The 21,556-nt window shown below is 68.7% G+C and carries 18 protein-coding genes; 5 read left to right on the plus strand and 13 right to left on the minus strand.

Annotated features, from left to right (window positions below):
• Positions 1-67 precede the first annotated feature (67 nt).
• Both JFC09_RS09520 and JFC09_RS09525 read right to left on the minus strand, forming a co-directional pair.
• Entirely contained in the window at positions 68-1,249 is a 1,182-nt protein-coding gene (locus JFC09_RS09520) for an LLM class flavin-dependent oxidoreductase (protein ID WP_198393779.1), read from the minus strand.
• A 312-nt stretch (positions 1,250-1,561) separates the two neighbouring features.
• Positions 1,562-1,972 (minus strand): TOBE domain-containing protein, encoded by a 411-nt coding sequence (locus JFC09_RS09525; protein ID WP_198393780.1) that lies wholly within the window; start codon positions 1,970-1,972, stop codon positions 1,562-1,564.
• 114 nt (positions 1,973-2,086) lie between these two features.
• On the opposite strand from JFC09_RS09525, the gene JFC09_RS09530 reads away from it, so the two are divergent.
• Positions 2,087-4,108, plus strand: coding sequence for an alkyl/aryl-sulfatase (locus JFC09_RS09530; protein ID WP_198393781.1), 2,022 nt, complete (start codon positions 2,087-2,089; stop codon positions 4,106-4,108).
• Between the two features lie 114 nt (positions 4,109-4,222).
• On the opposite strand, the gene JFC09_RS09535 is transcribed toward JFC09_RS09530, so the two are convergent.
• The 6 genes from JFC09_RS09535 to JFC09_RS09560 form a co-directional block, all read right to left on the minus strand.
• A complete protein-coding gene (locus JFC09_RS09535; RefSeq protein ID WP_198393782.1) occupies positions 4,223-5,815 on the minus strand; it encodes an ABC transporter substrate-binding protein in 1,593 nt (530 codons plus the stop codon).
• Positions 5,816-5,848: 33 nt separating this feature from the next.
• The gene (locus JFC09_RS09540; RefSeq protein WP_198393783.1) at positions 5,849-7,018 is read right to left on the minus strand and encodes a serine hydrolase domain-containing protein; all 1,170 of its coding nucleotides are present in this window, start codon (positions 7,016-7,018) and stop codon (positions 5,849-5,851) included.
• The gene (locus JFC09_RS09545; protein WP_198393784.1) at positions 7,015-7,860 is read right to left on the minus strand and encodes an ABC transporter ATP-binding protein; all 846 of its coding nucleotides are present in this window, start codon (positions 7,858-7,860) and stop codon (positions 7,015-7,017) included. Before JFC09_RS09545 ends, JFC09_RS09540 begins: the two co-directional genes overlap by 4 nt.
• The gene (locus JFC09_RS09550) at positions 7,857-9,569 is read right to left on the minus strand and encodes a dipeptide/oligopeptide/nickel ABC transporter permease/ATP-binding protein (RefSeq protein WP_198393785.1); all 1,713 of its coding nucleotides are present in this window, start codon (positions 9,567-9,569) and stop codon (positions 7,857-7,859) included. The genes JFC09_RS09545 and JFC09_RS09550 overlap by 4 nt, the downstream gene beginning before the upstream one ends.
• Complete coding sequence (locus tag JFC09_RS09555; protein ID WP_198393786.1) at positions 9,569-10,591, minus strand: ABC transporter permease; 1,023 nt, start codon at positions 10,589-10,591, stop codon at positions 9,569-9,571. The genes JFC09_RS09550 and JFC09_RS09555 overlap by 1 nt, the downstream gene beginning before the upstream one ends.
• A 257-nt stretch (positions 10,592-10,848) precedes the next feature.
• Positions 10,849-11,466, minus strand: a complete 618-nt coding sequence (locus tag JFC09_RS09560) for a TetR/AcrR family transcriptional regulator (RefSeq protein ID WP_198393787.1) — start codon at positions 11,464-11,466, stop codon at positions 10,849-10,851.
• 147 nt (positions 11,467-11,613) lie between these two features.
• On the opposite strand from JFC09_RS09560, the gene JFC09_RS09565 reads away from it, so the two are divergent.
• On the plus strand, positions 11,614-13,167 hold the full coding sequence (locus JFC09_RS09565; RefSeq protein ID WP_198393788.1) for an AMP-binding protein: 1,554 nt from the start codon (positions 11,614-11,616) through the stop codon (positions 13,165-13,167).
• Between the two features lie 26 nt (positions 13,168-13,193).
• On the plus strand, positions 13,194-14,366 hold the full coding sequence (locus JFC09_RS09570) for an acyl-CoA dehydrogenase family protein (RefSeq protein ID WP_198393789.1): 1,173 nt from the start codon (positions 13,194-13,196) through the stop codon (positions 14,364-14,366).
• Positions 14,367-14,768: 402 nt separating this feature from the next.
• Here the strand turns inward: JFC09_RS09570 and JFC09_RS09575 are convergent, their stop codons facing one another.
• The 4 genes from JFC09_RS09575 to JFC09_RS09590 all read right to left on the minus strand — a co-directional run bounded on the left by JFC09_RS09575 (position 14,769) and on the right by JFC09_RS09590 (position 18,840).
• Positions 14,769-15,575 carry an ABC transporter ATP-binding protein gene (locus JFC09_RS09575; protein WP_198393790.1) on the minus strand — a complete coding sequence of 269 codons (807 nt, stop codon included), beginning with the start codon at positions 15,573-15,575 and terminating at the stop codon, positions 14,769-14,771.
• Positions 15,572-16,654: a FecCD family ABC transporter permease gene (locus JFC09_RS09580; protein ID WP_408610959.1), complete on the minus strand. Its 1,083-nt coding sequence runs from the start codon at positions 16,652-16,654 to the stop codon at positions 15,572-15,574. The genes JFC09_RS09575 and JFC09_RS09580 overlap by 4 nt, the downstream gene beginning before the upstream one ends.
• A complete protein-coding gene (locus JFC09_RS09585; RefSeq protein ID WP_198393791.1) occupies positions 16,651-17,721 on the minus strand; it encodes a FecCD family ABC transporter permease in 1,071 nt (356 codons plus the stop codon). The genes JFC09_RS09580 and JFC09_RS09585 overlap by 4 nt, the downstream gene beginning before the upstream one ends.
• Before the next feature lie 78 nt (positions 17,722-17,799).
• Complete coding sequence (locus JFC09_RS09590; protein WP_198393792.1) at positions 17,800-18,840, minus strand: ABC transporter substrate-binding protein; 1,041 nt, start codon at positions 18,838-18,840, stop codon at positions 17,800-17,802.
• A gap of 123 nt (positions 18,841-18,963) precedes the next feature.
• Here JFC09_RS09590 and JFC09_RS09595 point away from each other — a divergent pair, with 123 nt between their 5' ends.
• Together JFC09_RS09595 and JFC09_RS09600 are read left to right on the plus strand one after the other, a co-directional pair.
• Positions 18,964-19,503: a hypothetical protein gene (locus JFC09_RS09595; RefSeq protein ID WP_198393793.1), complete on the plus strand. Its 540-nt coding sequence runs from the start codon at positions 18,964-18,966 to the stop codon at positions 19,501-19,503.
• Between the two features lie 27 nt (positions 19,504-19,530).
• Positions 19,531-20,394, plus strand: a complete 864-nt coding sequence (locus JFC09_RS09600; protein ID WP_198393794.1) for a DMT family transporter — start codon at positions 19,531-19,533, stop codon at positions 20,392-20,394.
• A 77-nt stretch (positions 20,395-20,471) separates the two neighbouring features.
• Here JFC09_RS09600 and JFC09_RS09605 read toward each other — a convergent pair whose 3' ends face one another.
• Positions 20,472-21,437 carry an aldo/keto reductase gene (locus JFC09_RS09605; protein WP_332839721.1) on the minus strand — a complete coding sequence of 322 codons (966 nt, stop codon included), beginning with the start codon at positions 21,435-21,437 and terminating at the stop codon, positions 20,472-20,474.
• Positions 21,438-21,556: the final 119 nt, after the last annotated feature.

Genomic DNA, 21,556 nt, shown 5'->3' on the forward strand with positions numbered 1-21,556 from the left:
GTGCCGGCCGTCACCGGGGTCGGTTCGCTGCTCGCCCCGAATCAGTTCGTGCTGGTCGGTCTTGGCGTCAGTTCGTGCTGGATGCCTGCTTCTGGCGAGCCTCTTCCTCTGCCGCGAGCCGATCCTCGTGAGCGCGGGTGCCGGGTGCGCCTCCGGGGACCGGAGCCTCACCCGCGCGCTGGCGGGCGACGAGCCATTCGTGCGTGGGAGCCTCCGGGATGTCAGCCGGACGGTTCGCCGCGAACTCCTTGCGGAGCTCCGGCACGACCTGCTCACCCAGGATGTCGATCTGCTCCAGCACGGTCTTGAGCGGCAGGCCGGCGTGGTCCATGAGGAAGAGCTGGCGCTGGTAGTCGCCCGCCCACTCGCGGAACCCGGCGTAGCGCTCGATGACCTGCTGCGGCGAGCCGACCGTCAGCGGCGTCTGCGCGGTGAAGTCCTCGAGGCTGGGGCCGTGGCCGTACACGGGCGCGTTGTCGAAGTAGGGGCGGAACTCGCGGACCGCCTGCTGCGAGTCCCTGTGCATGTACACCTGGCCGCCCAGACCCACGAACGCCTGGTCCGCGCGCCCGTGACCGTAGTACTCGTACCGCTGACGGTAGAGGTTCACCATGCGGGCCGTGTGGCTGGTGGGCCAGAAGATGTTGTTGTGGAAGAAGCCGTCACCGTAGTAGGCGGCCTGCTCCGCGATCTCCGGGCTGCGGATCGACCCGTGCCACACGAACGGTGCAACACCGTCCAGCGGCCACGGCGTCACAGTGAAGGAGTTGAGCGGGGTGCGGAAGTTGCCCTCCCAGTCCAGGTTCTTCTCCCGCCACAGCCGGTACAGCAGGTTGTAGTTCTCGACCGCCAGCGGGATGCCGGAGCGGATGTCCTTGCCGAACCACGGGTAGACGGGGCCGGTGTTGCCGCGGCCCATCGTGAGGTCGACGCGCCCGTCGGCCAGGTGCTGCAGGTAGGAGTAATCCTCGGCGATGCGGACCGGGTCTGTCGTCGTGATGAGGGTCGTCGCGGTCGACAGCTGGATGCGCTCCGTCTGCGCCGCGATGTTCGCGAGCAGGACCGGAGGGTTCGCAGGCGCCACGAACGGAGGGTTGTGGTGCTGGCCGGTCGCGAACACGTCCAGCCCTGCTGCTTCCGCGTGCTTGGCGATCGTCACCGTCGCCTTGATGCGCTCCCCCTCCGTGGGGGTCGTGCCGTTCGTCGGGTCAGTCGTCACGTCACCGATCGAGAAGATGCCGAATTCCATCGCTGCCTCCTGGTCGCCCGCCGGCTTCACCCGCCGGCAGATCGTCAAGCTCTCAACTACTTACTGAAAAGTTTAACTAACGGGGCGGCGGTTTTGTTCCCGCGGCCCTGTGGGCTCGGTCACCGGGGGCAGAAATGGTGGCGCGGCGGGCGGGAACGGGTGTCGCTGAGGCGAGAGACCGCACCCCTTCGCTGACTGCGCACTTTCCTCGCTCACTGCACAGTGCACTGACCAGTACGGTGCAGATAACGATGCACTCAAAAACGAAAGTGCGCAGTGAGCGCCTGCGCAGCCACCGCGACGTGTGGCCCGCTATGCCCCGGCGCCCTCGATCGTCACGTTGGTCGCCTTGACGACGGCGGTCGCCAGGGAGCCGGGCGCAAGCCCCAGCTCCTCGACCGCTTCCGTGGAGACAAGGGACACGACGCGGAATGGCCCGCACTGCATCTCCACCTGACTCATCACACGGTCGGAGATCACGTTCGTGACGAGACCCGTGAGGTGGTTCCGCGCCGACCGGCGCCCGGACCCGCCGTCCAGCTCGTCCAGCTTCTGCTTCGCCGCGCTCTCCTGCGCCAGCGCCGCCAGCGAGGCCCCGTCGACCATGAGGCGACCCGCGTCATCGGTGGAGGCCTCGAGTCGCCCGCGCTCGACCCATCGGCGGATCGTGTCGTCGGAGACGCCCACCAGGGACGCGGCGACACTCACCCTCATCTGCGACATGCCCAGAGGCTAGCACCGGGGAACCCCCACGCCCGCAGCTCCGCCAGCCCGCACTTCAGTCAGATAACATGAAATCAGACAGAGTGTATAGATCAGCCGCACGGAGGAGATCCGATGACACAGTTCCCGCCCCTTCCCGAGGACACAGCCCGGATCGACGAGGACGCCGCTCGCGGGTTCCTCGGAACGCGAGCGGACCCGATCATCCGCACCGCGTCCGGCACTGTCGTCCACGACCTCGACGCCTACGCGTTCCTCGACTCCCCCGCACCGGACACCAGTCCTGCGACACTCTGGGAGCATTCCCGTCGCGTCGCCCGCCACGGCCTCTTCGAGGTGTGCGAGGGCATCTATCAAGTCCGCGGGTTCGACCTCGCCAACCTCACACTCATCGAAGGCGCGTCCGGCGTCATCGTCCTCGACACCCTCACGTGCACGGAGACCGCTGACGCAGCACTGCAGCTGTACTTCGCCCATCGCGGCGTGCGTCCCGTCACCGGGGTCGTGCTCACTCACCCGCACGTCGACCACTTCGGCGGGACGGCGGCCGTGCTCGCACACGCCGCAGACGGCGAGGCGCCCGTCATCGCACCCGAGGGCTTCCAGCACCACGCCACGAGCGAGAACATCGTCGCCGGGCCCGCCATGCGCCGTCGGTCCGGATACATGTACGGCGCGATGCTCCCCGTCGGCCCCGACGGCCACGTGGGCTGCGGCCTGGGCCAGCGGGTGGTCCCGGGGACGACCACGCTGGTGGAGCCGACCGACGAGGTGAGGGACTCCGGCGAGACGCGGGAGATCGATGGCGTGACCCTGGAGTTCCAGCTGACGCCCGGCACCGAGGCCCCGGTGGAGATGAACGTCTTCCTCCCCCAGCGGGGGGCACTGTGCCTGGCGGAGAACGCGGTGCACACCCTCCACAACATCATCACGCTGCGCGGTGCGCAGGTGCGCGACGCGAAGAACTGGTCCGCATACCTGGACGAGACCCGCCGGATGTACGTCCCCCGCACGGATGTCGCCTTCGCGACCCATCACTGGCCCACGTGGGGTCGCGACCGGGTGGATGCGTTCCTCTCCGTGCAGCGCGACGTCTACGGGTACATGCACGATCAGACGGTGCGCCTCATGAATGACGGTCTCACGGCGGACGAGATCGCGGAGGAGCTGACCCTGCCCCCGCAGCTGGCCGCCACCGCCGTGGTCCGCGGCTTCTACGGCTCTCTCAGCCACAACGTCAAGGGCATCTACCAGTTCTACCTGGGCTGGTACGACGGCAACCCGTCGCACCTGTGGCAGCTGCCGCACCGCGATTCGTCGCGACGCTGGATCGACCTGCTGGGTGGGACGGACAAGGCGGTCGAACACGCGCAGGGGCTGCTCGACACGTACCGTGCGAGTGCCGATCCCGAGGCGGGCACCGCGGATTCCGCGACGGGCAGCGACCGTACGGCGGGTTCCGTCGACGACCTCCGCTTCGCGGCGGAGCTGCTGGACGTCTGCGTCTTCGCGGAGCCCACTCGGGAGGAGATCCGAGAGCTCCTCGCGCAGGTGCTCGAGCTCCTGGCGCACAGCTGCGAGAACGCGGTGTGGCGCAATGAGTACCTCACGGGCGCACTCGAGCTGCGCGCGCAGCACCAGCAGTCGGCCCCCGACGCGGGTCAGGCTTCGCGCGGGAAGGGCCGAGGCGGCAGTCAGCTGGGGCAGGGTCTCGCTCCGGACGAGGTCCTCGACTCCCTCGCCGTCCGCATCGACGGGCCGGCAGCTGCGGGTGCGCGGCTCAGCTTCGACCTCGTCGAGCTCGACGACTCCGGCGCCGAGGTCCGGGTCCACCACGCGCACCTTCTCAACGGAGTGCTTCGGCACCACGCGGAACCCGTCGGCGCTCCCGCATCGGACTCGCCGGCCCCGTCGCATTCCTCAGCCGCATCGGATCTGTCAACTGCATCGGGCGCGTCGACCGTGACGGATCCCGATCCCCGGCTCACCGTCCGGCTGCGGCCGGGCCAGGCCGCGCAGCTCGTGGCCGCAGGGGTCGAGGGCTTCGACCACACGGGCGACCCTGCAGTGTGGGACCGTTTCCGTGCACTGCTGGAGACCCCGCGACGTCGCTTCCCCATCATCGAACCGCGCTGAGCCGGCTCAGCGCGGTGACCCGCACACCGGGACGCAGCGTCACCTGCCGGAACGCCACGGGGCCTGGTCGGAGAATTCTCCGACCAGGCCCCGTGGCTCTTCACCCGTGTCGGGTCAGCCCGTGACCCGCATGGTCTTCGCGACCGGCAGACCGTTGATGACGCGCTGGCTGAAGCCTTCCGCTGTCGTGGCCTGTGCCGGGAGATCGCTCAGGGGCACGATGTGCGCCTCCTGGAAGACCGTCTCCTGCAGATCCTGATACAGGCCGCAGCGCGTGTCCTCATCCGATTCCGCCATGGCCTTGCCCAGCTGCTCCAGCAGTGCCGGGTGCGGATCACCCGTGCTGTTGCGGCCGCCGTCCTCCGTCGTCGGCCCCACGACGCGCGAGAGCCCACCGTAGACGTTGCCGGACAGGTTGATGAGGTTGATGACCGCCATATCCCATGATTCCGGCTTGGTCGCCAGTTCCGTGGCGAGGCCCGCATTGTCGACGGTGCGCAGCTCCGTGTCCGCACCGGCTTCGTTCAGCACCTGGTTGATGTAGGTGTTGCCGGCGCCCTTGCCCACGGCCTGCGTGCCGAGCTGGACCGCAGAGAGTCCGTCGAGCGCGGAAGCCGCTGCGTCCGCGTCCGGTGCGAGCAGCGCGTCCTCGTCCTCGTTCACACACGACACCGTGTCGCCGACGAAGCTCTTCGCGGGGGTCCCGAGGCCGCTCGTCGCCGCCTGCACGAACGCCTCACGGTCGATCGCCTGTGCCACACCGCGGCGGGCATCGGTGTCAGCGAAGGGACGCCCGTCTCGCTCGTTGAAGAGGAGGAAGAGGTTGCCGGTGGAGAACCTCTCCACCCCGAACCCGTCGTCGTCCCCGAACCTGGTCATCGGTTCGCCCGTGATGGTCGCCATGTCGAGGTCGCCCGCGATGAGGCTGTTCGCGATGCTGTTGTAATCGGCGCTGATCGTGAACTCGATGTGATCCGCCGGCTCTCCTTCAAGCGGGGTGGCGTAGTCGGGGAAGGAGAAACCGTCGTCGCGCAGCTCGAACGCGACGCTGGCACCGGGGGTGAAGTCGCCCAGTGTGTAGGCGCCGGAGAACGCGTCCGGGACGGTCCCCTCGGCGGTCCCCTCCGGGTCTTCGATGCCCGCCGGGCACACGATGCCGGTGTCCGACATCGTGAGGCCCTGCGCCATGTCCGCCCACGGGGTCTCCAGCTCGATCGTCACGGTGCCCGCCTCGTCATCCGCGCTGATGTCAGGGGTCGACGGGCCGAACACCTGGTCCTTCTGCGACGACGTCTCGACGAACGCGTCGAGGGAGTCCTTCACGACTGTCGGGGTGATCGCAGTGCCGTCCGCGCAGGTCGCCCCGTCGCGCAGGGTGAACACGCCCTTCTCCGGTGACGTCTCCCAGTCCGCTGCGAGCTCACCGGCCAGCGTGCTGTCCTCGTCCTGCGCCAGCAGCGTGGTGTAGAGCAGTCCGGTCGCCGTGGTGCCGGGCACACCGGACGACGTCATCGGGTTGAAGCTGCTGGGATCGGCGATGAGGGTGGAGCGCAGCGTCGATGCGGCAGCTCCGTCCGCGCCGCCCGCACTGCCGGCCGAACCCGTCGTGCAGGCGGACAGGACCAGTGCGAGCGCCGCGGTGCTCGCAGCTGCCGGCAGCAAGCGCCGCACGAATCCGGAGGACCGGGGACTGGTGGTTGCGGTCATGATGACTCCTCGTGGTTGTGAAGGGTGTGGAGGTCACAGGGACTGGAGGGACTGCGCGATGCGCGCGAGCGCCGGTTCGAACACCGGCAGCGGCAGGTCGTCCGCGACGGGATGCGCCCCGTAGAGCGCGATGACGGTGTCGCGACGTGGAGAGACGTACAGGCGCTGCCCTGAACGGCCGCGGGCCACGACCGCACCCTCCCCGTCGAGTGGCAGCCACCACGACTGGTTGAAGGCGAGGACCGGTGCACCACCGGTGCGTTCGTCACCGGTGCCGAGCACGTCGCCCGCAGGACCGTCCGGCACGTCGAACAGACCGGCGACGAGTGATTCGGCGAGGACCTGGCGATCACCGACCGCGCCTCCGCACCGGATCACTTCGCCGATGCGCGCCAGGTCGCCCAGGGTGCAGGCGAAGCGTCCGGACACGAGTTCACGCCCTGTGGTGTCGAGGGCGAAGTGGGCATCCTCGACTGCTCCCAGTTGGCGGTACAGCAGCGCAGAGAGCAGTTCCGCGACGGGGCGACCGGTCACACGGCGCACCACCTCTCCGAGCGCCTCGGTGTTGCCGTTCTCGTACCGGAACACCCTCCCGCTGGGATGCTCCGACTCCGCCGTCGCCAGCCGGTCCAGCAGTGTCGTGGGTCCGCTGTAGCCGGGTGGTCGCTCGACCATGCCGACTGCCGCGAAGAACGCGCGTGCTTCCATCTCCTTGTGGAACGGACGACCGCCGTAGCGGATCTCCGTGAGCATGTGCAGGCAGTGGTCGACGAGAGCATCCCCGAAACCGGTGCCCGCGAGCTCCGGGACGTAACGACTGACGGGTGCCTGCAGGTCGATCTCGCCCTGACGGACCAGATCCATGACCAGCAGCGCGAACACGGACTTCGAGATCGACGCGGTGACGTGGAGATCGTCGGGCCGGAAGCCGTGCCGGTACCCGCTGTGGACCGGGCGGCCGCGGTGGAGGACGAGGAGACCCGTCGCGTCGGCACTGTCGAGGAACGTGCTCAGCGGCACTTCCTTGCCGCCCACACCGGGGACCATCAGATCGCTGAGAGAACGAAGGGGCTCGCTCTCGCCCAGGGCGAGGTCACTGGGCGCTCCCCGGCGTACGCGGCGGGTGCGCATCCGCTCCTGGTCCTCGATCATGTGCGCGCGGATGACCGCGGGGTCGCGGAATCGCTGAGAGGCGGCAGTCATGTCAGGCTGAATCCTTTCGCTCCTGGAACCGAGTCGAGCAGAGTGCGCGTGTACTGGTCAGCGGGATCCGCGAACACCGCATCCACCGGGCCGGTCTCGACGATGCGGCCGTGACGCATGACGATGATGTCGTCGCAGACGACCTGCGCGACCGCCAGATTGTGCGTGATGAAGAGCATCGAGTGGTCCGCGCCCTTCAGCCTCAGGTCGGCGAGGAGTCGGATGACCTCCGCCTGCACGGACACGTCGAGCGCCGATGTGATCTCGTCCGCGACGATGAGTTCCGGGCCCACCGCGAGGGCGCGCGCGATGGCGATGCGCTGACGCTGTCCCCCGGAGAATTCGTGGGGATAGCGGGATGCGAGCGACGGGTCCAGCTGGACGCGCGTCAGCACCTCCGCGATGAGATCGGTGCGTCCGCGCGCCGTGCGCCGGTTGGGCTCGAAAGCCTCGGCGAGTGTCTGACCGATCGTGCGGCGCGGGTTGAGCGACGAGTACGGGTCCTGGGGGACGTACTGGACTCGCCGGTAGAGCCTGTGTCTCTGCGCCCGACTGGGACGGCTCACATCCTCGCCGACCACCTCGAGCTCCCCCTCGTCGATCCGGTTCATGCCGACGATCGCCTTCGCGAGTGTCGACTTGCCGGAGCCGGATTCACCGACGAGACCCACGACGCGACCCCGCCGCACGTCCACGCTCACGTCTTTGAGGACGTGATGAGCTCCGAAGCTCAGGTCGAGGGACCGAGCACGGACCACCAGGTCGCGGCCGGAGTGCTCCCCCGCCGCGCCGGAGTGCTCCCCCGCTGCGGCGACGTCCATTCCATCGTGCTGCTGTGTCATGGTCGTCGGCCCTCCTGTGCTGCGCGGCCTGCGGAAGCCGTGCGCTTCCCCCGTGTCGTGTCCAGCTGCGGGACCGCGTCGAGGAGCGAACGGGTGTACGGGTGCGAGACGTCGTCTGCCGCCAGCTGTGCCGCGGTGAGCTGCTCGACGATCTCGCCGGACCGCATGACCACGACGCGGTCGCAGAGTTCACGGACCACGCCGAGGTCGTGGGAGATGAAGAGGATCGCGGTCCCCAGTCGGTCGCGCAGGGCGCGGAAGGCCTTGAGGACGCCCACCTGGACGGTGACGTCGAGCGCCGTGGTCGGTTCGTCCGCGATGAGCAGCGACGGTCGGGTGACGACGGCCGCGGCGATCATGGCCCGCTGCCGCATCCCGCCGGACAGCTGATGCGGATACTGCTTCATCCTCAGTTCCGGCTCCGTGACGCCTACGGCCGCGAGCGCGTCCACGACCGTCGCCCGTGCGTCACGCTTCGACATCCCCATGTGGGTGCGCAGGACCTCCGTGAGCTGGGGGCCCATCGTGCGCGAAGGGTTGAAGGTCGTTCCGGGGTCCTGGTAGATGAGCGCGATCTGCCGTGCCAGGTCTGCCGGTGCCGGCGCGCCCCTCATGTTGAGAGTGCCGACCCGGAGCTCATCCGCACTCTGCCCCAGTTCCTCGGCGAGGAGACCGGCGACGGACAGTGCGGTGAGGGACTTGCCGGATCCCGATTCGCCGACGATCCCCACGATCTCCGCGCGATCGACATGCAGGTCGACGCCGTGGACGAGTTCCGTCTCCCCGCCGCTGGTGCTCACGGCCAGGTTCCGCACCCGCACGAGTGCCTCATCGCCTTCGGCAGGCACGGCGACTGCACCGCCGATGCGCGGGCGCGGAGCCCAGCGGCGCGACGATCGCGGATTCGCGTGGGCGGCCAGACCGTCGCCGATGAACATGGCGGCGACGGAGGCGATGATGATCATGACAGCAGGCCCCAGTGCCTCGATGGGCTGCGTGTAGAGCGATTCGAGGCTGTCGTTCAGCAGGGAGCCCAGGTCGTACTGCGGTGGCTGGACTCCCAGGCCGACGAAGGACAGCGCGGAGATCTCGACCAGCACCGTGGCGAAGATCGTCGTGGACAGCACCAGCAGCGGCTCCGCCATCGACGGGATCATGTGGCGGGTGGCGAGGTTCCACGATCCGACGCCCAGGAAGCGGGCGGTGAGGAAGTACTCCGCGCGCGCCGTGCGGCCCGCGAGGTTCGCGGTGACGCGGGCGAAACCGGGTATGCCGGCGATCCCCAGAGCGAGCACCGCGGTGGTCGCCCCGGGCAGCAGGATCGCCGCGATGATGAGTGCGGAGATGAGGGTGGGGAAGGCGACGGCGGTCTCGAGCAGCCGCAGCGACCATTCCCGCACCACACGGGGCGACAGCCAGATCGCGACCCCCAGCGCCAATCCGCCCAGGACAGAGATGAAGGTTGCGAGCACCGTCATGATGAGCGTGAGGCGTGTCGCGACGAGCACGCGGGCGAAATTGTCCTGCCCGAAGTCGTTCGTCCCCAGGAGGTGCTCAGAGCTGGGAGGGAGCGCTACGGCGTCCGTGAAGCGGTAGGCGGATGCGGAGACGAGCGGCGGCGCGATGATCGCGACGAGGACCACAGCGGTCATGGCGACCACCCCGACCGTGAAGCCCGGAGTCCAGAGCGTGCGGGAGCGAGCGGACATCAGTGAGCCTCTCCGTCGAGGGTGCGTGGGTCGACGATCGCGAGCACGACGTCGACCACGAGGATGAGCACAGTGGCGAGGACGCCCAGCAGCAGGATGATGCCGCGGATCACCGGGTAGTCGCGCTGGACGATCGCCTGGACGATCCCCGTGCCCAGACCGGGCCATCCGAAGACCGTCTCGACGACGACTGCGCCTCCGAGCATGCCCGCGAGGATGAGGCCGGAGAGCGTGAGTGTCGTGGTGAGCAGGTTGGGGAGCACATACCGCGAGGTGATGTGCCATGTGCTCAGGCGCCACCCCCGGGCCGTCCGCACGTAGTCCTCCTCGAAGATCGTGGCGGCCTCCCGCCTCACGATCCTCGCCAGCGCGCAGGCCGGGCCGATCATCACCGCGGCGGTGGGCAGGATGAGAGAGGGGAGAGTCGCGGCTCCGGACGCCGGCAGCCAGCCCAGCCGGATCGCGAAGATGTAGACGAGGAGCGTGGCGAGCACGTAGTTGGGGACCGCGAAGACGAAGCTCGTCAGCGCGTTGAACACGTGGTCGACCGCAGGCCTGCGTCCCCCGCGGGTGAGCAGTGCCGCCGCAGTGCCGAGCGGCACGCCGATCAGCAGAGTGATGCAGATCGCGATGAGCGCGATCTCCGCCGTGAACGGCAGACGCGAGAAGACGACGGTGCTCACCGGCACGCCGGTCGCGAAGGAGACGCCCAGGTCGAGGGTGAGGACTCCGCGGAGATACTCCGCGAACTGCACGAGCAGCGGCGCGTCGAGGCCCAGAGCCGTCCGGGTGTGCTCGATCTGCTCCAGCGTCGCGCCCTCGCCGGCGGCGACGACCGCGGGGTCGCCCGGCAGCAGCGGGACGATGAGGAACGTGATGAGCACGAGGAGAGTGAACGACAGCAGCAGACCACCCGCACGACGCAGAGCGAAGCGCACCCACGGGTGGTGGGCCAGCCGTGATCGCCTGGGCTTCGGCCGCGGACGGGCCACTGAAGCACCTGATGCGAGGGCCAGGGCCATGGTCAACACCTCCATGTGTCTGATCGGCACCGGACTCCTCGCGAGGAGGACTGCTGGTTCACAGAGGTGCCGCAAAACATACTGTTGCCTTCTGGACAGTATGTCAAGATTCAGGTCACAGGGGGCCAGGAGTCCGCGCGCGCACCTCCCGCACCGAGGCCGGAGCCTCCACGGACACGCGCGCGGAGGACGAGACCGAGGCGACCAGCCCGAGGACTATGACCCGGTGGACGTGCCCGAGGCGATCGGCCCGAGGGCTATGCCTCCGGCGGCGAGTCCGCCGGGAACTCGTCGAAGCCGCTCGCCCACATGCGTCCGTGGATCGACAGGTCCGCGAGGATCTGCGCCACCGCCTCTGCGCTCATCGGCCGCTCGTCGGGCTCCAGCCACCACTGGAGCACCGTCACCTGCTCACCCACCCAGGCCCGGGTGAGGACCTCCGGGTCCAGCCGGAAGCGTGCGCCCGTGACCTCGGCGCGCTTCTCGAAGATGCCCTTCGACGCGGCTGTCCGCCCGTCGACGAACTCGCGCAGCGCGATCCCGTTGCCCTCACCTCGGAGGATCACGCGGTAGGCGTCCCTCTCCTCCGCCGCGTGCTCGAACAGGATCCGCACCGCCTGACCGGAGAAGTACGACGCCTCCCGCAGCCGCAGATCCGCGAGCCGCTCCGCAAGCTCGTCCTGGAGGTCGCGCACGATCTGCGTGAGCAGCGCCTGCTTGTCGCGGTAGTACGCGTAGAACGTGGCGCGCGAGATCTCCGCCGCCTCCGTGATGTCCTCGATCGTCACTGCGTCGTAGCCCCGCTCGAGCACGAGCGAGACGATCGCGTGCTTGAGTGCGCGCTTCGTCCTGCGGGTCCTGCGATTCTCCGCCATGCCTTCTCCGTTCACCCCGAATACCCCGTTCTGCATTGACGACTCTCGCAGAGCCAGCTTCCTGAATGCATCTTCCCCTCTGGATCTCCCTGACCAAAGTTGTACACTGTGTCTACTTTTAGTCGGACTGTCTGAAGGAGATCGCTGATGCTCAACCTCGGCTACTACGTGTCCCGCGCCGCTGACTACTGGGCCCAGAGGGAGGCCGTCGTGGCAGGCGACCTCCGGGTGTCCTTCGCACAGCTCGACAGTCGCAGCACGGCGCTTGCCGGAGCACTCGCTCAGACCGGTGCGGGCCGAGGCACTCCCGTCGCCACGTATGCGGCCAACACGGGGCAGCTCGTGGAGATCGAGGTGGCGCTGTACAAGCTGTCCGCCCTGCGGGTGCCCGTCAACGTGCGCCTGGGGGTCGCGGAAACAGCACACATCCTGCGCGACGCCGGCGTCCTCGTCCTCTTCACGGATGTGGCCCATGCGGACGCCGCACGTGAGGCCGCCGCACGAGCCGAGACATCGGTGCGCGTCGTCGTGATCAGCGACGACGGACCGGACGGGTACGACGCGTTCGTGGCCTCCGGAGAGGGCACGGAGCCCGGCACGATCATGATCGACACGGACGAATCCGATCCGTGCGTCCTCAACTTCACATCCGGGTCGACGGGGAAGCTCAAGGCCGCGATCCAGACCGTCGGCAATCGGCTCGCGAACATGCGCAAGCGGCTCATGGACCCCTCCGGATCCGCACCCGAGGCCCGGTACATGGTCGCGGGCCCCATCACCCACGCCTCGGGCATGGGGATCCTCGCGGCGCTGTCCCGCGGCACCACGATCGTCGTCCTCCCCCGCTGGGATCCGGCGGAATTCCTGCGCATCATCCGCGATGAGCGGATCACCTCGACCTTCGTCGTGCCCACCATGCTCCACTCCGTCCTGGACCACGGGGTGCGGCAGGAGGACGTGCAGACCCTCACGACCCTCAAGGTGGGCGGCGCGCCGGTGAGCCCGCAGCGTCTGCGCGAGGCGGTCGCCGCCTTCGGCCCCATCGTCGAACAGGGCTACGGCCAGGCGGAGACGACCAGCGGCGTCACCGCGCTCACGAAGGAGGACGTGGTCCGCGGCATCGAAGAGGATCCGGAGATCCTCCTGTCCTGTGGCCGCGCCGTCTTCGACTCCGAGGTCGCAGTGCTCGACGACGACGGGAATCGAGTCCCAGCGGGAGAGCTGGGCGAGCTCGCGGTCCGCGGCCCGGACTGCGTGACCGAGTACTGGGGCGCGCCCGAACTGACGGAGGAGACCTTCCGCGACGGGTGGGTGCTCACCGGCGACATCGCCCGCATCCGCGATGACGGCTACGTGTTCATCGTCGACCGCAAGAAGGACATGATCATCTCCGGCGGCTTCAACATCTACTCCACGGAGGTCGAGGCGGCGATCTACGAGCACCCGGACGTGCACGAGGTGTGTGTCGTCGGCTCCCCGGACCCGAAGTGGGGTGAGCGCGTCACCGCGGTCGTGGTCCCGCGTGCGGACAGCTCACCCTCCGCCGATTCCATCGCGGACTTCTGCGAGCAGCGGTTGGATCGCTTCAAACGGCCGCGGCGGGTCGACTTCGTCACCGAGCTGCCGGTCAACCGCAACGGCAAGATCGACCGCAAGCAGGTGCGCGCAGGCTACTGGGCCGGCGCAGAGCGCGCCGTCTGACCCTCTCCTCACCGAACGGAGCAACCATGACCTTCTCACTCTCCCCCGACTACACCGACCACCCGCTCGCCGACACGATCGAGCGCCTGCGTGACTACCTCGACGGCGAACTGGCCGATTACGAGGCGTCTCTGGGCCTCGAGCCGGAGTCCCCCTACGACCGTGGCGTCCTCGAGCCCGTGTGGAAGCGGTCGTACGAACTGGGCTTCTACGGGGTGCACCTGCCCGAGGAGTACGGGGGCAAGGGACTCAGCCACACGGATCTTGCGATCCTCAAGGAGGAGACCGCGGCGTCCGGCCGGATCCTCTCGCAGAGCGTGCTGGGCGACATGGGTGGACCGCTGCGCGCCGGCGCGATCTTCGCCCATGCCACACAGGAGCAGATCGACCGCTATCTGCTCCCGGTCGTCCGCGGCGAGCGCGCGTGCTGCTTCTCCCTCACGGAGACCGACGCGGGCTCGAACGTGCGGGCCATGAGCACGACCGCGGTGCCGGACGGCGACGGGTGGAGGATCACGGGCCACAAGGTGTTCTCCTCCGCCGGACCGTTCGCGGACTTCTCCGTGCTCATCGCGCGGATGGACGGTGACGAGGAGCAGTACTCTGCGTTCCTCGTCGACTTCGACGCACCCGGGGTGAGCGTGCTCCCCGGGGAGACGCCGATGTCCGGACAGCACATCGAGGCCGACATCGTGCTGGACGACGTGCGGGTGGGACCCGTCCAGCTCCTGGGTGAGGTGGGCCAGGGACTGCGGATCGGCCTGGGGCGTGTGACGACCAACCGGCTCCTGCACTGCCCATCCGTGCTCGGCCAGGTGCGCCGTGTGCTCAACCTCACCGTCGACTTCGTCAAGAACCGCCAGGTCGCGGCGGGGAACATGGCGGGACTGCAGTCCGTGCAGCACACGATCGCGGACATGACGACCGACTACTACGCGGCCCGCTCCATGACGTACGACGCCCTCGCCGCCCTGGACCGCGGTGAGGACATCCTGCCGGAGGCGTTCATGTGCAAGCTGTTCGTCGCGCAGAAGGCCTTCGCCATCGCGGACACGGCTCTGCAGCTGCACGGCAAGGCCGGGATGGTCCACGGAGCGGAGATCGAATGGATCTGGCGCAAGCTGCGCATGTTCCGGATGCTCACCGGTTCTGATGAGATCCAGAAGAACGGGATCGCGAAGGTGGTGCTCCAGAGCTGACCGTGTTCCCGTCGATCGCCGTCCACCCCAGGAATTCGCGGAGGCCCCGATGGTCGGCTCCTCCGGGTGAGACGGGCGGTCGCGCCGTCAGCTGTCGCGACAGGTGCAGCGGTCCGCGGCAGGGACCCCGGCGAGCGCTTCTTCGACATGCTCTCCGCACCCGGCCCAGGTGGGCTTGCCGCAGCTGTCACACGTGATTCTCTTGCACATAGCGTCCTTCTCCTCTTCTCGTCACTCACCAGTGTCCCTTTCGACCCTGCGTGCTTCCACTGCCATCGCGGATTCTCGAGACGCGACGCTCGCCGGAGGAGTTCGAGAAGCTCCTGCTCTGCCTCGCAGGACGGATGCGTGCCAGTCGAGCTGACGGGCCCACGCACCAGCACTGGCCGTCAGGGCCGGTCCTCACTCCCGTCCGGAGTGATGCCTTCCCACCGGCAGGACGAGTGGTTTGCCGGAGACCGGGTCGTCGATGACGCGGGAGGTCAGCCCGAAGACGGCGTCGACCATCTCCTCCGTCAGCACGTCCTTCGACGCTCCCTGCGAGTGGATCCCTCCGGCGTGCACGGCGACGAGGTGGTCCGCGTAGCGGGCTGCGAGGTTGAGGTCGTGCAGCACCATCGCGATGGTGGTGCCGGTGCGCAGATTGAGGTCTGTCAGCAGGTCGAGCACTTCGACCTGGTGCGCGACGTCGAGGAAGGTCGTGGGCTCGTCCAGCAGCAGCAGGCCGGACTGCTGGGCGAGCACCATCGCGACCCACACCCGCTGCCGCTGACCACCGGACAGCTCGTCGACGGCACGGTCTGCAAGGTCCACGGTGCTCGTCACGTGGAGCGCGTCCGCGACGGCGCGGTCGTCCTCCGCGGTCCAGCGTGCGAACGCTCCCTGATGCGGGTGCCGCCCGCGCCCCACGAGGTCGGACACGATGATCCCCTCCGGCGCGATGGGCGACTGCGGCAGCAGCCCCAGGATGCGCGCGACCTCCTTCGTGGGCATCCGATGGATGTCCTTGCCGTCCAGGACGACGGAACCCGCCTGCGGGCCGAGCAGCCGTGCCATGGACTTCAGCAGTGTGGATTTGCCGCTGCCGTTCGCCCCGACGATCACCGTGATCTTCCCCGGCGTGAGCTCGAGGTCCAGGTCGCGGATGACGGTGCGGTCCCCGTAGCCCAGGGTGAGACCGCGGGCGGCGAGCGAATGATCGGTGGTCACAGGGTGCCTTTCGAGCGGGTCGAACGGACGAGCAGGTAGATGAGGTAGGGCGCGCCCAGTACGCCGGTGATGACGCCCACCGGGTAGCGGGTGCCGAACGCGAACTGTCCCACGAAGTCAGCGACGAGCACCAGCAGTGCTCCCACCAGCGCGGCGGGCACCAGCGGCGATCCGGTGCCCTTCGCCTTCGTGACGATGCGCGTGGAGATCGGTCCGGACAGGAAGGCGACGAAGGCGATGGGCCCGGCTGCGGCCGTGGCGAACGCCAGCAGTGTGACGGCCAGGAGGATGAGCAGGATGCGGGTGCGCTCGACACCCACGCCCAGCGCGGCGGAGGCTTCCTCCCCCAGCTGCAGCGTCCCCAGGTTCCGGGACAGCCCCACGAGCGCGGCGACGCAGACGACGACGGCGACGCCCAGGGGCAGGACCTGGTCCCACTGCGCGTTGTTGAGGTTGCCGTTGAGCCACCGCATGGCCGTCTGCAGGTCCCACTGCGCGGCGCGTGAGATCACGTAGGACACGACGGAGTTGAGCATCGCGGCGATGCCGATGCCGATGAGGATGAGGCGGGTCCCGGACAGGCCGCCCTTGAAGGACAGGAGGTAGATGACCGCGGCGGTCGCCAGGGCGGCCACCGTCGCGACCAAGGACACCAGCGTCTCCGACAGCGACAGCATGACGATGCAGAAGACCGCCGCGGCGGACGCGCCGGAGCTGATCCCGATGATGTCAGGGCTGGCCAGCGGGTTGCGCAGCATGGTCTGGAAGGTGATGCCGGCGATCCCGAACGCCAGTCCGGCCAGCAGGCCCACGACCGCCCGGGGCAGTCGGAGGACCCCCACCGTGAAGGTCGCTCCCTGCACGTCCTCGCCCAGGAGGACGCGCAGCACCTCGCCGGGGCCGTAGAAGACCTTCCCGAACATGAGCGACGCGGCGAACACGACGACCACCAGTGCTGCGAGGACGCCGCACACCAGCAGGTACCTGCGTGCGCGCCCCTTGCGACTGGCCGTCACCCGCTGGACGACCGCATCCGCCGCCGAGGCCCCGGTCCGCTCCTCCTGCAGTGCCCGCCTCACAGCGCCCGCACTTTCATGCGGCGGACGATGAGGATGAAGAACGGTGCGCCCACGAGTGCGGTGACGATGCCGACCTCCAGCTCCTCGGGGCGGGCGATGACGCGGCCGATCACGTCGGATGCGGTGAGCAGCACGGCACCGGTGAAGGCGGACAACGGGAGCAGCCAGCGGTGGTCGGGGCCGAACACCATGCGGCAGACGTGCGGGACGACGAGGCCCACGAAGCCGATCGGGCCGGCGACGGCTGTCGCGCCGCCGCACAGCAGGACGGCGGCGAGCGCCGCGATGATGCGCGTGCGGCCCACGCGCACACCCAGCCCGCGTGCCAGTTCGTCGCCCAGCGCCAGGGTGTTGAGGCCTCGGGCGCTCACGAAGGCGAGCAGCACGCCTGCCAGCAGGAAGGGTGCGACACGTGCGATGGTGTCGAACGCGGCCCCGCCCACGCCGCCGATCTGCCAGAACCGGAACGAGTCGAGCACCTGCGCGCGCGGCAGGATGACGGCGGAGACGAGCGAGGTGAGCGCGATCGACGTGGCCGCCCCCGCGAGCGCGAGCTTGAGCGGGGTCGCCCCTCCCCCGCCCAGGGATCCGACCGCGTAGACGAACAGCGCCGTCGCCCCCGCGCCGGCCAGCGCGGTCCAGATGTACGCGTACGGGCTGGACATCCCGAAGAAGGTCATTCCGATGACCACGAAGAGTGCCGCGCCGTTGTTGATGCCGAAGATGCCGGGGTCTGCGAGCGGGTTGCGGGTGATGCCCTGCAGGAGGGCCCCGGACATGCCCAGCGCGGCACCGACGACCACGGCGAGCAGGGTGCGGGGGATGCGCTTGGCGACGGCGGCCTCGGCGAGGGTGTCCTGTGATCCGCTCACCCCGGCGACGATGTCCGCCCAGGTGACGCCTCGGGCGCCGAAGGCGACGGACGCGGCCGCCGCCAGCACGAGCGCGACCGTGATGAGCAGGAGGCTCAGTCCGCGCACGGACAGCGATCGCTTCCGCGCGGCAAGCGCGGGCGGTGCCTTCGGGAGTGCGGGCAGTGCCACGGTGGGGGCGGGGAGCGTCGTCATGCGGAATCCGTCACGTGAGGGTGCGTGGGAGAGGCGGGGCCGCGCGGCTGGCTGTGTGTGCCGCGCGGCCCCGCGGGTTCAGTCCTGGGCCTTGCCGGCGGCTTCGTCGAGGAGGGCGAGGTAGCCGTCCATGTACTCGCTGGTCACGTTGAGCGGCGACGGGTTGGACACGGCCGCTTCCGGAGCGTCCGCGGGCAGCCACACCATGGAGTCGCGTTCGATCGCGGGGATCTTCGACATGAGCGGGTCCTCCTGCATGAGCTTCTGCTGGTCGAAGTCGGTGGAGACGACCATGACGTCCGCGTCCGCGAACGTGTCCGCGGCCGTCTCCGTGCTCTCCGAGCCGAAGAACTGGTCGTTGCCCTCCGACGCGTCCGTGACGGCCTGCGGGATCTCCATCCCGATCTCCGGGAAGAACTGGACGCGCGGATCGTTCACGGTGAAGTAGGAGAACGAGCTGGTGTCCGTCGGTTCGACGTAGGCCCACATCGCCGAGGTCCCGGCGAGGTTGTCGTACTCGCCCACCTTCTCCGCCAGTGCGTTTTCGGTCTCGTCGATGACGGCCCGGCCCTCCTCCTCGAGGCCCAGTCCCTTCGCGTCCTGCAGGAGGGTGTCCTGCCAGGTGGAGCCCCACGGGGTCTCCGGGTACGCGACGACGGGGGCGATCTGGGAGAGGGTGTCGTACTCCTCCTGCGTGAGGCCGGAGTAGCCGGCGAGGATCACATCCGGCTCCGAGGCGGCGATCGCCTCGAAGTCGACGCCGTCGGTCGGGTCCCAGGTCTCAGGCATCTCCGCGCCCATCTCCTCGACCTTGTCCTCCACCCACGGCAGGACGCCGTTGTCGTCGTCATCGCCCCAGGTCGCCTTCTCCATGATGACGGGGACGACACCCAGCGCGAGCGCGGCCTCGTGGTTGCCCCACGCGATCGTCGCGACGCGCTCCGGCTTCTCCTCGATGACGGTCTCTCCGAAGGCGTGCTCGACTGTGACGGGGAAGGCACCGTCGCCGGTTCCTTCCGCAGCATCGCCGCCGGCTTCGGCGTCTCCTCCTCCACAGGCGGTCAGGACGAGGGCAGTGGCGGCCGTGACGGCGGCGAGCGCAGAGCGCGAAGTGCGCATGGAGGATTCTCCTCTGGGTGTGATGTGCGGACTCGGGGAAGCATACCGCAATGAGATAGGAAGACCTTACCTAATTCAGGGTGGCCTGCCCGCGGCGCGGTTCTTATCTGAGAACATGTCTCCATGACAGACCATCAGCTGGGACCCAGCGTCGCACGTGTCGGCCCGCTGCTCTCAGGAGGTGCGGGTGTTCTCAACATCGTGGGGCACTCGATCGGCCTGCTCGCGGGTCTCGGGCTCAGCCTTCCGGGAGTCCTGGCACTGGGCGCTTATGCGTTCGGACCCGACCCGACGTCCGCGTTCCTGATCCTCGGTCTGCTCTTCCTCATCGCCGGAGTCGTCGTCATCGCCTTCGTCGTCGTGAGCTTCATCCAGTACGTGAAGCTGAACGTGACGGTCCACGAACAGGGTCTCGTCATCGGCCAGCCCTGGTTCCGGACCCTCACCGTCCGATGGGAGGACGTCGATTCCCTCATCCCACCCCACGGCACCGGGATGTTCCATCCCTTCACACTCGTGCACCGGTCCGGGGCTCGCGTGCTGGTGAATCGCCTGTGCCTGTCACCCCGCACGTCACTCGAGTACGGGACCGTCCACCACCCCGACGTGCAGACGGTCATCGACCACCACGCGCGGTGGAAGCACGCACACAGCGCGGCCTGAGCCCGAGGGACAGGGCACACTCGCACCATGAGCACGGAGATCATCGGTCTGGTCATCCTCGCGGCCGTGTTCCACGCTGTGTGGAATGCACTCGCGAAGCGAGCGGAGGGGTTCGGCGCACTCTTCGTCTGGGGGTACCAGGTCGTGGGGGCAGTCGCCCTGGCAGTGCCGAGCCTCCTGCTGCTCGCCCGGGGCCCGTCCTCACTGGGCCCCCACCTGCTGGTGGCCGCGGTCGTCACGGGGTTCCTCCACGTGGGCTACGCGACCAGCCTGCAGACCGGGTACGCGAAAGGTGACCTGTCCACCGTCTACCCCGTCGCACGAGGCACGGGGCCCCTCCTCACGGTGATCGTCGCCGTTCTGGTGCTGGGAGACCACCCCGGCGCACTCGCGCTGTCCGGCGCGCTCATCATCGTCGCCGGCATCGTCGTCGTGACGCTGCGGACCAGCCATTCCTCCCCCGAGCGGAGACGGTCCGGGTTCCTGTGGGGTCTGCTCACCGGGGTCTTCATCGCCTCGTACACCCTGTGGGACGACCACGCGGTGAATGAGCTGTCCGTCAACCCGGTCGTCTACTTCTGGCTGTCCTGCGTCATGCAGGTCATCCTCCTGGCCCCTGTGGCGATCCGCCGGCGGGACGAACTCCCGGACCTGGGCACCCGCCACTGGGGCACGACGCTCGCGGTGGGCCTGCTCTCCCCCGCCGCGTACGTGCTCGTCCTCTTCGCGATGCAGCACGCGCCGGTGGCGCTCGTCGCACCCATGCGGGAGTCGAGCATCGTCATCGGCCTCCTCCTGGCCCGCGTCCTGTTCGGGGAGAAGAACATCGGGCTGCGGATGGCGGGGTCGGTGATCGTGATCGCGGGCATCGCGCTCATCGCCCTGGCATGACGGGGATGACGCGGGCCCCACGACAAGGACGGCGCTGACCGCGTGAAGCTGTCAGCGCCGCCCCCGTGCGGCGTCTGTCAGCGGAAGCCTGCGGAGACCTCGTCCAGCGACGCCACTTCATCCGCGGTGAGCTCCAGCGCCGTCGCCGCGAAGAGCTGGTCGAGCTGCGCCGTGCTGGTCGCAGCGGCCAGCGGTGCCGTGATCTTGCCGTCCGCGGATGCCCAGGCCAGCGCCACGGACGCGACATCAGTGCCGTGAGCGGCGGCGACCTCGTCCAGGACGGAGACGACTCGCAGACCCTCGGGGTTGAGGTAGCGTTCGACCGCTCCTGCGCGGGCACGACCCTCGAGGTCCGCTTCCGTCCGGTACTTGCCGGAGAGGAACCCGCCCGCCAGCACCTGGTAGGGGAACACGGACATCCCGTGCTTCTTCGCCGAGGCAGCCGGCGCGCCCTCGTACTCCCTCGACACGAGCGAATAGCGCGGCTGCAGAGCGACCGGCAGTGCGAAGCCGTTCTCCTTCGACACGGCGAACCACTCGTCGATCGCGTCGGGTGAGAGGTTCGACAGGGCGATGGCACGCACCTTGCCCGCCTTCACCAGGGCATCGAACGCGCGAGCACTGTCGATGATCGGCGTCTCGTCGTCCTGGTAGTGGGCGTAGTAGAGGTCGATGTAGTCGGTCTGGAGGCGCTGCAGCGATTCGTCGGCGGCGCGCGCGATATTGTCCGGCGACAGGCCTTCGCGTCCGGGCTTCGCGGCGACCTTCGTGGCCACCACGATGTCCTCACGCTTCCCGCGGGCCGCGAGCCACTGGCCGATCACCGTCTCCGATTCGCCGCCGGAGTTCCCGTCGACCCAGAAGGAGTACATGTCCGCGGTGTCGAGGAAGTTGCCGCCCCGCTCGACGAAGCCGTCGAGCACCGTGTGGAACTGCTCCGGCGAGCTCGGGTCGTTGAACGTGTTGGTGCCCAGACCCAGCGGGTAGACCGTGAGGTCGGAGCTCCCGATGGTGACGGCTTCATGAATGTTCTTCGATGTCACGGTGCATCCCTTCGACGTGTTGCGGTCAGTCCTCTCGCCACAGTACGTCGTCTGGCACTCACGGCCTTCGTGTGCCCCTTGAGGTCGCTGCCGCTCAACGGCCCCTTCGAGCACCCCTT

It is taken from the genome of Brevibacterium yomogidense, assembly GCF_016107685.1.
GTDB classification, from domain to species: domain Bacteria; phylum Actinomycetota; class Actinomycetes; order Actinomycetales; family Brevibacteriaceae; genus Brevibacterium; species Brevibacterium yomogidense.